This window comes from Glycocaulis alkaliphilus (assembly GCF_004000605.1).
Classification (GTDB): Bacteria; Pseudomonadota; Alphaproteobacteria; order Caulobacterales; family Maricaulaceae; genus Glycocaulis; species Glycocaulis alkaliphilus.
In genome coordinates this window covers 1,519,005-1,530,848 of sequence record NZ_CP018911.1, presented here as the reverse complement: position 1 = coordinate 1,530,848, position 11,844 = coordinate 1,519,005, and the positions used below count along the sequence as shown (strand labels likewise).

Annotated in this window: 13 protein-coding genes; 9 read left to right on the top strand and 4 right to left on the bottom strand. The window is 63.2% G+C overall.

Annotated features, from left to right (window positions below; translation table 11 throughout):
* Positions 1-53 precede the first annotated feature (53 nt).
* On the top strand, positions 54-1,289 hold the full coding sequence (gene tyrS / locus X907_RS07320; protein ID WP_127566699.1) for a tyrosine--tRNA ligase: 1,236 nt from the start codon (positions 54-56) through the stop codon (positions 1,287-1,289).
* 42 nt (positions 1,290-1,331) lie between these two features.
* Here the strand turns inward: tyrS and X907_RS07315 are convergent, their stop codons facing one another.
* On the bottom strand, positions 1,332-1,508 hold the full coding sequence (locus tag X907_RS07315) for a DUF1328 family protein (protein WP_127566698.1): 177 nt from the start codon (positions 1,506-1,508) through the stop codon (positions 1,332-1,334).
* Positions 1,509-1,609: 101 nt separating this feature from the next.
* On the opposite strand from X907_RS07315, the gene X907_RS07310 reads away from it, so the two are divergent.
* Positions 1,610-2,137 (top strand): phosphoribosyltransferase, encoded by a 528-nt coding sequence (locus X907_RS07310; protein WP_127566696.1) that lies wholly within the window; start codon positions 1,610-1,612, stop codon positions 2,135-2,137.
* 235 nt (positions 2,138-2,372) lie between these two features.
* Here the strand turns inward: X907_RS07310 and gltX are convergent, their stop codons facing one another.
* Positions 2,373-3,719, bottom strand: a complete 1,347-nt coding sequence (gltX, locus tag X907_RS07305; protein WP_127566694.1) for a glutamate--tRNA ligase — start codon at positions 3,717-3,719, stop codon at positions 2,373-2,375.
* An 84-nt stretch (positions 3,720-3,803) separates the two neighbouring features.
* The gene (locus X907_RS07300) at positions 3,804-4,748 is read right to left on the bottom strand and encodes a Gfo/Idh/MocA family protein (RefSeq protein ID WP_127566692.1); all 945 of its coding nucleotides are present in this window, start codon (positions 4,746-4,748) and stop codon (positions 3,804-3,806) included.
* Positions 4,749-4,881: 133 nt separating this feature from the next.
* Between X907_RS07300 and X907_RS07295 the strand changes: the two genes are divergently transcribed.
* The 3 genes from X907_RS07295 to X907_RS07285 are packed head-to-tail and all read left to right on the top strand — an operon-like array spanning position 4,882 to position 7,119.
* Positions 4,882-5,706 carry a hypothetical protein gene (locus X907_RS07295; RefSeq protein WP_127566689.1) on the top strand — a complete coding sequence of 275 codons (825 nt, stop codon included), beginning with the start codon at positions 4,882-4,884 and terminating at the stop codon, positions 5,704-5,706.
* A 4-nt stretch (positions 5,707-5,710) separates the two neighbouring features.
* Positions 5,711-6,706 (top strand): NADP-dependent oxidoreductase, encoded by a 996-nt coding sequence (locus tag X907_RS07290; RefSeq protein WP_127566687.1) that lies wholly within the window; start codon positions 5,711-5,713, stop codon positions 6,704-6,706.
* On the top strand, positions 6,703-7,119 hold the full coding sequence (locus X907_RS07285) for a PaaI family thioesterase (RefSeq protein ID WP_127566685.1): 417 nt from the start codon (positions 6,703-6,705) through the stop codon (positions 7,117-7,119). The genes X907_RS07290 and X907_RS07285 overlap by 4 nt, the downstream gene beginning before the upstream one ends.
* Here the strand turns inward: X907_RS07285 and X907_RS07280 are convergent.
* Positions 7,107-7,304, bottom strand: coding sequence for a hypothetical protein (locus tag X907_RS07280; protein WP_127566683.1), 198 nt, complete (start codon positions 7,302-7,304; stop codon positions 7,107-7,109). The genes X907_RS07285 and X907_RS07280 overlap by 13 nt on opposite strands.
* 209 nt (positions 7,305-7,513) lie before the next feature.
* Here X907_RS07280 and X907_RS07275 point away from each other — a divergent pair, with 209 nt between their 5' ends.
* The 4 genes from X907_RS07275 to X907_RS07260 all read left to right on the top strand — a co-directional run bounded on the left by X907_RS07275 (position 7,514) and on the right by X907_RS07260 (position 11,800).
* Positions 7,514-7,780 (top strand): HU family DNA-binding protein, encoded by a 267-nt coding sequence (locus X907_RS07275; protein ID WP_127566681.1) that lies wholly within the window; start codon positions 7,514-7,516, stop codon positions 7,778-7,780.
* Between the two features lie 146 nt (positions 7,781-7,926).
* Positions 7,927-8,346 (top strand): DUF2946 family protein, encoded by a 420-nt coding sequence (locus X907_RS07270; RefSeq protein WP_127566679.1) that lies wholly within the window; start codon positions 7,927-7,929, stop codon positions 8,344-8,346.
* Between the two features lie 68 nt (positions 8,347-8,414).
* The gene (locus tag X907_RS07265; RefSeq protein WP_127566677.1) at positions 8,415-10,472 is read left to right on the top strand and encodes a TonB-dependent receptor family protein; all 2,058 of its coding nucleotides are present in this window, start codon (positions 8,415-8,417) and stop codon (positions 10,470-10,472) included.
* Positions 10,469-11,800 carry a PepSY domain-containing protein gene (locus X907_RS07260; protein WP_127566675.1) on the top strand — a complete coding sequence of 444 codons (1,332 nt, stop codon included), beginning with the start codon at positions 10,469-10,471 and terminating at the stop codon, positions 11,798-11,800. Before X907_RS07265 ends, X907_RS07260 begins: the two co-directional genes overlap by 4 nt.
* Positions 11,801-11,844: the final 44 nt, after the last annotated feature.

Genomic DNA, 11,844 nt, shown 5'->3' with positions numbered 1-11,844 from the left:
CGTGCATTACTGCTATTAGCGCCATATTCGTTTCAGCAGGAAAGCCCTAAGCCATGGCCGCAAACACCTATGCGTCAGAACTTGTCAAAACGCTGGTCGAGCGCGGCTATCTCTATCAGGCAACCGATATTGAGGGGCTGGACAAGCGCGCGGCGTCAGAAACGCTTAGCGGCTATACTGGCTTCGACCTGACCGCCCGTTCCTTGCATGTTGGCTCACTGGTGCAGATCATGCTGCTGCGCCGCCTGCAGCAGGCAGGGCACAAGCCCATTATTCTCATGGGCGGCGCTACCACCAAGGTGGGCGACCCCACAGGGCGTGACACCAGCCGCCCCATGCTGACGCCGGAAATCATCGCCGAGAACAAGGAAGGCATCCTCAAACCCTTCGGCGCCCTGCTCGACATGAAGGAGGCCATCGTCGTCAATAATGACGAGTGGCTGGCCGAATACGGCTATCTCGACTTTCTGCGCGATTACGGCACGCATTTCACGATCAACCGCATGCTCAGCTTTGACAGTGTGAAGCTGCGCCTGGACCGTGAGCAGCCCATGACCTTCCTGGAGTTCAACTACATGCTCCTGCAGGCGGTCGATTATCTGGAGCTGAACCGGCGATTCGGCACGGCCCTGCAGATGGGCGGAGCCGACCAGTGGGGCAATATCATCAACGGGGTGGAGCTGTGCCGCCGCGTCGATGGCAAGGAAGTCTATGGCTTCACGACGCCGCTGATTACCAGCGCATCAGGCGCGAAGATGGGCAAGACGGCCGACGGCGCGGTCTGGCTCAATGCCGATATGAAAAGCCCGTACGAGTACTGGCAATTCTGGCGCAATACCGAAGACGCGGATGTGGGCCGCTTCCTGAAACTCTTCACCGACATGCCGCTGACCGAGATCGCCCGGCTGGAGGCCCTGCAGGGCGCGGAGATCAACGACGCCAAGATTGCGCTTGCCAATGCCGCGACCGCCATGCTGCACGGTGATGCAGCGGCGAGCGAGGCGGAGGCAACCGCCAAGGCGACGTTCGCCGGGGGCGGCACGGGCGATGCCCTGCCGACGATCACCGCTGATCTGGGTGCTGGTATCGGCCTGCTCGATGCTCTCGTCGAGGCGGGCCTGTCTGGCTCAAAAGGTGAAGCCAAGCGCAAGCTTGCCGAGGGCGCCGTGAAGGTGAATGACGAGACCGAAAGTGATCAGTCCCGCTCACTCGGTGAGGCTGATGTGAAAGATGGCGCGATCAAGCTGTCTGTCGGCAAGAAACGTCACGCATTAGTAAGGCCGGGCTAAGGGGAAAGCCCGGCCTCACTGACGTTCTACCCTTGGGGAGAACTATATCCTCGGTGAGCGTCCGCGCACCAAGCCCACCACGAGGGCGACAAGGAACAGGACCACAAAGAGGAAGAAAAGTATCTGGGCAATGCTGGCGGCACCGGCAGCAATACCACCAAAACCGAACAGGGCCGCAATTATCGCAACGATAAAGAAGGCCAGTGCTAGACGAAGCATATTGCTATCCTTTCGCATTATGAACACGAACAGATAACGCCGCCCCGCAGATAGCGTTCCACAGCACTCAAAAAACAACACATAAAAGCCGGTAAATCCCCATGGAAAAACGCTTTCTGACCGCTGACAGCCTGGTGCGCGACGGGTTTAGTCTGGCGCTACGCGTATTGGAAAGCGGCTGGCGGCCTGATCATCTGGTCGGACTCTGGCGTGGAGGCTGTCCGGTCGCGATTGCCCTGCATGAGGCATTGGCCTTCAAGGGCGTGAAAATCGGCCACTCACCCCTCGCCGCCCATTCCTACACCGGGATAGACGAGCGTAAGAGCGAGATCGCTATCTCTGGTCTGGATGCGCTGACAGCGGTGCTGCCCGCCGGCAGCAAGCTGCTGGTGGTCGATGATGTACTGGACCGGGGCCATACGCTGGCGGCCGTGCTGGACGCGCTAAAGGGCCGCTATGAGGTGCGCACCGCTGTCGCCTGGTACAAGCCAAAGCGCAACGAGACTACAATCCGGCCGGACTACCACGTCCACGAGACCGACGACTGGCTGGTCTTCCCCCATGAACTGGAGGGGCTGACGGAGGAAGAGATCGCAGCGCACAAGCCTGTCCCAGACGGGTTTGTGTGAGGGGTGACTTAAACGCCCTCGTCCTTCGAGACGCCACTGCGTGGCTCCTCAGGATGAGGGCGTTGTACGCTTTTCCCTCATCCAGAGGGTGAGCGAAGCGAACGTCTCGAAGGCCCCTCGGGCCGCGAAGCGGACCGCAAGCGCGATCCCCGATCAAGCCGGGGACAGGCCTTCGCGCCCGCGACTTTTCGCGGAACATCGCAACGCGGATGCGTTGCGGAGCTAAAATATGATATTAAGCCGCCTGCCCCGACAGACGCGTCAGCGCCTTTTCCCGGCCGATCAGCATCAGCACCACATCCATCTCCGGGCCATGGTTCTGGCCGGTCAGCGCCTGGCGCAGCGGCATGAACAGCTCGCGGCCCTTGCGGCCTGTCTCGGCCTTGATGGCGCTCGTCCACGCGCCCCAGCTTTCGCGGGTCAGCTCGCCATCGGGAAGCAGTGACGCCGCCTTGGCGGCATAGTCCGCATCCTCGATCACCGGCGTGACAGGCCCCTCGACCAGCTGCCACCAGTCTGCGGCGTCTTTCAGCCGGTTGAGATTGGGCCGCACGGCATTCCAGAACGTCTCACCGGCGGTGATACCAAGGGCTTCCAGCCGGTCCCTGACCGCGAGGAACCCTGTCTCATGGAGCAGTTTGGCGTTCAGCCGCTCCATCTCGGCAAAGTCGAAGCGCGCAGGCGTACGCGAGACTTTCGAGAAATCGAGCTCGGAGACCAGCGAGGCAAGATCGCTGCGCGCCTCGATGGCGTCAGACGTGCCAAGCTTGGCCAGCAGCGAGAGGATCGCCATCGGCTCGATGCCCTCTTCCTCGCGCAGCGCCTTTACCGAGAGGCCGCCAATACGCTTGGAAAGTTTCTCGCCATCAGAGCCTACCAGCAGCGGGAAGTGCGCGAGTGCAGGCGATGAGCCCTTGCCGCCGAGCGCCTCGAAAATCTCGATCTGCGCAGCGGAGTTCGTCACATGGTCCTCGCCGCGGATCACGTGGGTGATCTTCGCTTCAAGATCATCGACGACGCTGGGGAGCGTGTAGAGATAGCTGCCATCCTCCCGGATCAGGATCGGATCAGAGACCGAGCTCGTATCGATATGGCTGGGGCCGCGCACCAGATCGTTCCACTCGATACGCCCACCCGACAGCTTGAAGCGCCAGTGGGGTTTGCGCCCCTCGGCCTCGTATTTCGCCTTCTCGGCGTCGGTGAGGCTCAGCGCGGCGCGGTCATAGACAGGCGGCTTGCCCTGCGCGCGTTGCAGCTTGCGCTTGCGATCGAGCTCGTCCTCGGTCTCGTAACACGGATAGAGGAAGCCGGTGTCGACCAGCTTCGCGCGCGCAGCCTCGTAAAGGTCAAAGCGGGCCGACTGGTTGAAGCGCTCATCAAAATTCAGGCCCAGCCAGTGGAGGTCCTCCACGATCTGGTCCTCAAACAGCTTGGTGGAGCGCTCAAGGTCAGTATCGTCAACGCGCAGCACAAAAGTCCCGCCCTCGCGGCGCGCGAACAGCCAGTTCATCAGGGCAATGCGGACATTGCCGACATGGATGAGGCCGGTCGGGCTCGGCGCAAAACGGACTTTGACGGACATGGACGGATTTCCAGCACAGTTAGAGCGGCAGGTGAAGGCGGCTGGCTTTGCCATGCCCGCTGTCAGGCGTCAAATGCCGCTCGCCTACATCCGGCTGAGGCTGCCCGCTGCGGCGTCGATGGCAAGAGCCGTCTCCAGTGCCAGGACACCTGCCTGCCCGTCCGCGGCCGGACTGACATGAGCGGGGTCGAGCACGCGCGACACAAAGTTCTGCACGCTGGCGCCCAGCGAATCCTTCGCCATGGGCGCGTCGGCAAAGCCGGGATCCAGCGGCAGCCCGGCTCCGTTCTCGAAACGCTTGCGGATGAAGTCCACGTCCAGCACTGCCCCGCCCTCGAACTCGATGGTCATGACGCGGTCGCGGTCTGCGGCCACGCGGCTCGATTCGAGCTCTGCCACCTGACCACCGGGAAATTCCAGCCTGGTGACGATGTGATCGGCCAGCCCGCCGCGTTCGGCGCGCATATCCGCCTCGACCTTTGACGGGGCGCTGCCCGCCAGCGCCAGCACCAGGTCAATGTCGTGGATCATCAAGTCGAGCGTCACCGAGACGTCCAGATTGCGGGGCGACGGCGTGCCCATCCTGCGTGCGGACAGGGTGCGCGCAGGCGGCAGCGTGCCGAACAGCCCCATCGCGGCAAAGACGAAGCGCTCCTGATGGCCGACCTGCAGGACGCGGCCATATTTTCGCGCCAGCTCCAGCAGCTCACGCCCCTCTTCCACGGTGGCGCAGATCGGCTTTTCCACCAGCACATGCCGGCCCGCCGCCAGCGCGCGGTGGGCTGCGTCATGGTGGAAGAGGGCCGGGCTGGCAACGGTGATGATGTCGGCTTCCTCGATCATCGCGTTGAGCGAGGTGAAGGCGATGGCCCCGTACTGACGGGCAATCGCCCGCGCCCGGTCACGCACCGGATCGAATACGCCGATAAACTCGGTGCGGGCATCACCGGCATACTTGCCTGCATGATAGCCGCCAAAAACGCCCGCGCCGACGACCCCGGCGCGCAAGGGTTGGGATGCATTGCTCATAGGGGCGGAGATTGCACGTTGCGGCGAGGCTGACAAAGGGGAAGTTCACAATTCGCCCCGGCGCGGGATTTTCCTGTTTCCGCTGCCGCAAAGCGCCCCTAGCATGACGGGCAACAGGGCGGGGAGAGCACGAATGAGCAATTCAGAGAGGGATTCCGGGCCCGTAACGCCGCAGTCAGAGCTGCGTGGCGCGGTCGCCGGTGTTGCAGGCCTTCCGCTAGGGCCGAACATTGTCCGCACGGTGATCGACACGCTGGTGTTTACGCCGCGCATCGCCCGCGATGTACTAAACGGGACCAACGCCTACTTCTCACCTCTGCGGCTGTTTCTCAGCCTGATGGGACTGACCTTCGCGATCATCGCGTTTTTCGGCCTGCCCAACATGTTCTCGCTCGAGACGATGATGGCAGCAGATGGCTGGGACAGGGTGCGCGCAGCGCTTGCCGAGCGTGGACACACGTTCGAGGAGGTCTCCGCAACGGTGTCTCGCTGGGGCGGGCTCTTAAACTGGCCCATTCTGGTGGCAGGCATGGTCCCCTATCTTGTGGTTATCAAGCTGTTCCGGCCATCGGTCAGCTGGTGGCACCATCTGCAGTGCTACCTGACGGCAAACAATGCGATGCTGATTGCATCGCTGCTGGTGGTTCCGCTGCTCATCTTCAGCGAGCTCGCATTCATAATGACACAGAGCCTCAGCGCCATCGTGTTCTTCGTGGCGCTGATCCGGATCGGCTCTGGCGGGTATGGTCTGCACCCGCTGGCCCTGGCCGGCCTGCTCATTGCGAGCCTTCTGGTCACCATCCCATCAACCGTGCTGATCATGGCCCTGACCATGGCCAGTATGGAACTGGTGCTGCAGCTCGGCTACGATGTCTCCTTCCTTGAACTCATGTCCATCAGCCTCGACTCCGGCGACGCGCCGGCCGAAGCTCCACCCCCTTCCGCAACTGAAGAGTAAGTCCATGAAATCTCGTGAAATCCATCTCGTTCGTCACTTCACCGGTGCGGTGAAGCCCGAATACTTCACGCTGGCGGAGGTGGACCTGCCTGAGCCGGCCGAGGGCGAGGTGCTGGTGGCGAATGAATGGCTCTCGGTCGATCCTTACATGCGCCCGCGCATGGCGGGCCTGAAGACCTATATCGACCCGTTCATGCCCGGTAAGCCCATGGAAGGCGGCGCGGTCGGCAAGGTCATCAAGTCGCGCTCCGGCGCCCTGAAAGAGGGCGACTATGTGATGAGCATGCTCGGCTGGCGCGAAGCTTATGTGGCACCCGCCAAGGGCCTGATGAAGGTCGATGCAAACCTTCTGCCCGCCCACGCCTATCTGGGCATTGCCGGCCTTACAGGGCTGACGGCCTATGCGGGCCTGAAGCGCATTATAGGCCTGAAAGAAGGCGAAACGCTGTGGATGAGCGCGGGCGCAGGCGCGGTGGGCTCTGCCGGTATCCAGTTTGCCAAGGCCATGGGCGCGCGCGTCATCGCGACCGCCGGCGGCAAGGCCAAGACCGATTTCTGCCTGGAGATCGGGGCCGACGCCGCGATCGACTACAAGGACGTGCCTGACCTGCGCAAAGCCATCAAGGAGGCGGCCCCTGAAGGCGTGAACGCCTATTTCGAGAATGTCGGCGGCGATCATCTGGTGGCCGCTCTCGACGTGCTCAATCAGTTCGGGCGCATCGCCGCGTGCGGCATGATCTCGCGCTATAATGACGAGACGCCCTCGCCCGGCCCGCACAACATGACCAATATCGTCACGAAGTCGCTGATGATGCGCGGCTTCATCGTTACCGAGCATTTCGACCTGCAGGGCGAGTTCATCAAGGATCTCTCCAGCTGGATGATGAGCGGCAAGGTGAAGAGCCGCGAAACCGTCTATGAGGGGATTGAAAAGATGCCCGAGGCGTTCACCGGCCTCTTCACCGGCGCCAATCTCGGCAAAATGCTGGTGAAAGTGTGAACACGTCAGATCTCGACGCCATCAATGCCGTCAGCGCCGGTAAGCTGCCCGGCCTCGTGGGTCTCGTCATTACCAATGGCGATCCCGCGCACGTCGAAGGCTATATAGATGTGCGCGAGGAATTGCTGGCGCCCAACGGCTTCCTGCATGCCGCGAGCATCATGGCGTTGCTGGACTCGCTATGCGGTTATGGGGCCATGGCCAATCTGCCCGAAGGCGCGATCAGCTTCACCACGGTGGAGCTGAAATCGAACTTCATGGGCACAGCCCGCGATGGCCGGGTGCTGGGGGAAGCAAAGCCGGTGCATCTGGGCCGGACCACGCAGGTGTGGGATGCAGCCGCGCGGCGTGAAGCCGATGGCAAGGTGCTCGCGCTCTTCCGCTGTACGCAGATGGTGCTTTACGCGCGGTGAGCCGTGTCCCGGCGCTGGCGCAATAGGCGTCCCAGAACGAAACCGCCCACAACCGCGCCTGTCAGGGCCGACAGGGTGGGGCTGGAAAACAGGGCTTCAAACCCCGCATAGCTCAGCACAGCCACGCTGACAGCCAGGCCGGTCGCGGCGACGATGTTCAATAATGGGGCGCGTTTGGGTTCCATGCTTTCCGTAGCGCAAACACCGGGCCAGATTTCAAGCTTTTGTTTACCATATGGATCGGATGAATGGCAGATGCCTGCGTAAAACCTGCCGACTCCCCTGTATTTCCTTGCTATGCCTTATGAGAATCGCGATTGATTCATCCGTCCAATGAACGGCCAACCCTGCCGCTTGCGGCTGGCGAGGCGTCAAACAACCGGGGGGAACCCTCATGAACAAAGCAGAACTCGCCAAAGCCATCTCCGACAAGGCTGGCATCACCCGCGCCCAGGCCGGCGACGCCATCGACACCTTCGTCGATGCCATCGTTGCCTCCGCCAAAAAAGGCGACACGGTTCAGCTCGCCGGTTTCGGCACCTTCCACGCCAAGCACCGCGAAGCGCGTGAAGTCCGCAACCCGCGTACGGGCGAAAAAATGAAGTCCAAAGCCAAGACCTCGCTGGCATTCCGCCCGGCGTCTGCGCTGAAAGACATCTAAGGGAATTTCCGTTTCCCGCCCGAAAGGGACGGGAGACACCCCTTCGCGAAAACGCCGCCGGGCAACTGGCGGCGTTTTTGTTTGCGCGTTTCGCCGCAGCTTCGCGATGTTGCACGCATCAGAAACCGGCGTTAGCAGATCAACCCATGTTGAACGCCCGCCCCTCCCGGCTTTCCAGCCTTCGCCAGATCATGGCCACGCTCGCGCTTGTCGCCGCGTGCATGAGCGGCCTGGTGCCATCGGGGTGGATGCCGCAGGCAGGCGCCGACGGGCAGTTCACCCTTGTCATCTGTACATCCGAGGGCATGCGCGAACTGGTCCTCGATGCCGATGGCAAGGCCGTATCGCCCGATAGCGCAGATCCCATTACCCCTGAGGCACCGTGTGCCTTTGCCGGACTTGCCGCCATTGCGGTCATGCCCGACAGCCCGGCCTGGCTGAGCCACGCCCTGCCGCTTCACCGTCTATACGCGCCAGAAGCAGGCAAATCCGCATCCGGTCATATCGCCCTGCCCGGCCAGCGCGGACCACCCTCAAGCAGCCTGACAGACCTCCAAACGGCCTGATCCCCTCGGCATGACGCTGAACGGGGCTGCGGGCCACTGTTCAAGCATCTGCCTTCGGGGACATCCCAATGAAAACCCAATACCTTGCCCGCACTGCCGGGTTCGTTCTGCTGGCCGCTGCCGGCCTGTCTACAGCTGCCTTCGCGGAAACGGCCGAAACCGGCGAACTACAGGACCGCGTTGTCGTCACCGGCTACCGCCTGTCCGCGCCTGCTGAAGAAGCGGCAGCCGAAGCCGCGCGCCAGCCCGGCAATATCTCCATCATCGACGCGGAAAGCTTCGCCACGCGTTACGCGATCGGGTTTGCCGATACGCTGGCGTTTACCGCCGGTGTGGTGGCCCAGCCCAAATTCGGCGAGGATTCGCGCCTGTCGGTGCGCGGTTCGGGTCTTGCCAACAATATGCACCTGCGCGGTGTGGAGCTGATCTTCAACGGCGTCCCGATCAATAACGCCGACGGGTTTGGCGATTATCAGGAGCTTGATCCGCTTTTCGTCTCGCACATGGCGGTCAATCGCGGTGCCAACGGTTTCCGCACCGGCTCCACCATGCTGGGCGGGTCTATCGAGATTGAGGGGCTAAGCGCGGCCTCGCTGAACAACCAGTCGGGTGTCCGGCTGGAAGCCGGCTCGTTCGGTACGACACGCACCCATGGCCGCACCAGCGGCACGCACGGCAATCTGGACTATGCCCTCGCCGCTACCTGGCAGCGTCAGGACGGCTTCCGTCCCAACGCAAACCAGTCCAATGGCCGCATTTATGCCGATCTCGGCTGGCGCTGGAATGATCAGGTGGAAACGCGCTTTGGCCTGCTTGGCAGCGACATCAATCAGGAGATGCCGGGCAATCTGACGCTGGCCCAGCTGCGGGCTGATCCGCGCCAGCAGGACCCTGCTGCGATCGCCCTTCGCTATGGCCGCGACCTGAATGCCTGGCGCGGCTGGACAGTGTCCCATTTTGATACAGGTGTGGGCCGCTTTTCCATTGGCGGCAGCGCAACCACGCGCACGCTCTGGCACCCGGTTCCGGTCATCGTCGATCAGGACATGGAGGATTACCGCCTCTTTGCCCGCTGGAGCCATGAGGCCGAGCTGGCCGGCCTGCCGGTGGAGTTCACGCTTGGCGGCGATCTGCGGCGCAGTGAAACCGACGCACGGGTGTTCCTCAATAATGGCGGCACAGCCGGCTTCCAGATTGGTAACGCACGCCAGAAGGGTTCAGGCGCGAACGCCTTTATCGATGCCCGCGTGGGGCTGACCGAGCGCTTCGACCTGCTGGCGGGGCTGGTGAACAATTCAACGCGGCGCGAAGTCGAGGACCGGATCAACCCGGCGGCAGGCGGGGATGTCAGCTTCTCCAGCGTCACGGCCCGCATCGGCGCGCTCTACCGCTTCGATGACGCGCTGACCGGGTTTGCCAATATCAGCCAGATCTTCGAGCCGCCCACCTTCTCCGACGTGACGCAAGGCGGGGTGGGCGGTTTCACGCCGATCCGCGCGATGGAAGGCACGAGCTACGAGATCGGCCTGAGGGGCGCCTACGACCGTTTCCGGTTTGAGGCCGCGCTCTACCGCATCCATCTGGATAACGAGTTCACCGCCTTCACGGTCGTGCCCGGCATTCCGGCTGCGATCTTCAACGCCGATGACACGGTGCGTACCGGCTTCGAACTCGGCACTGAAGCCCTGCTGCATGAGGGCGAAGCAGGAACGTGGCGCACGCGTCTGGCCTACACCTATGGCGATTTCCGTTTCGACGGCGATACGACCTATGGCGATAACCGCCTGCCGGGCTTGGGCCGTCACCGTCTGGTGGCCGAGCTGCGCTACGGCTTCGGTCCGTTCGAGATTGCGCCCAGCCTTACCTGGCAGAGCGGGGACGGCTTCACCGACTACATGAATTCGGAAAAGCTCCCCGGTTACACCCTGCTGGGCGTCTCTGCGCGTTATGATGTGAATGACCGCCTCGGCTTCTATGTCGAGGGCCGCAATCTGACCGACGAAGCCTATGTCTCGGCGGTACAGACTGTTGCCGATGCGTCCACGGCTGCGCTGGCGCGCTTTACCCCCGGCGAAACCCGCGCCGTCTATGCGGGCGTGACGCTGGCCTTCGGGGGCGGGCAATGAGGATCGATGTCCGGCGGCTGCACCGGACGGGGCCGCAACTCGCGGTTCTTGCCGTGGTGATGTGGGGGCTTTCAGGCTTCCTCCATCCCATCATGAGCTGGACCGCGCCGCGAGCCGCGATCCAGATGCCGCCCGCGCTGGAAATCGAAACGGAGGGGGCTTCGGCCCCCTCCACCCTCGCCGCCATGCCGTCCGGGGTTCGACATCTCCGGCTGGCCCCGTCCGGCAATGGCGCCTACTGGTCAGTGCGCACTGATCCGCATACGCCCCGCCTCGCCCTCAATGCCGCAACCGGCGAACCAGCACCGGAAGCGGCGCGCGAGCACGCCATCACGCTCGCCCGCCACTACGCCGCCCTGCCCGACGTGCCCGTGCTCACGGTGGAAGAGATCACAGCCTTCAGCGCAGACTATCCGGCCATCAACCGTCTCCTGCCGGTCATGGCGGTGATGTTCGACACGTCAGACCGGCTTACCGTCTATGTCGATACCGGCTCGGACCGGCTGGCCTCCGTCACCAATGCGCCACGCCGGGTGATGCTGCGTGTCTTCCAGAGCGTACACACGCTCTCCTTCCTGAAACCCGTCGAGCCCTTGCGCCTGCTGGTCATCACTGCGCTCACCCTGATCTTCATCAGCACGGTGCTGGCAGGCATCAGCCTTACGTTTACCGCAAAGGGAAAGGGGCTGCGCCGATGGCACCGCTATGCCGGGCTGGCGCTGGCCCTGCCTGCCCTCGCCTTTCCTGTATCGGGGCTTTTCCATGCCTGGGTGAACGCATCGCTGTTTGCCGCCGAACGCCCCGGCGCCGCCCTGTTTGCGCCCGCCAGCCTTGATGAGGTGCCGCAAGGGCGCTTTGCCCATCTGGCGGCCACGGCGGACACTGAAGGCGGGCTCTGGCGCGCGGCAGAGGGCCGTGAGGCGCGCTATTTCGCCGGTAACGGCGCGGGCCTGCCCCTTGATGATGCTGCCCGCGCGCTCCGCCTTGCGGACGCGCCATCAGACAGCGTGACCGCCCTGCAGACCCGATTCGATGGCGATTACGGCTTTGCCAGCAAGCGCCTGCCGGTCTGGCGGGTGGAAACACAAGGCGGCCCGGTCTTCGCTGACCCGGTAGATGGCCTGCTCGCGCAGGCCGGACAGGCAGGCCCGGTTGCGGCACTGGAGGGGCGCAGCTTTGACCAGCTTCACAAATGGCAGTTCGCCAACCCGCTGGGCCGCGATGTGCGAGACACGCTGATGATGGTGGTCATCGCCGCCCTGATAGCGCTGGCTCTGACCGGGCTGACATTCACCCGGCGGCGCAGACGGCCACAGCCAAAGCGCTGAACGAAAAGGCCCCGTCCTAACCGGGACGGGGCCTTCATACGCAC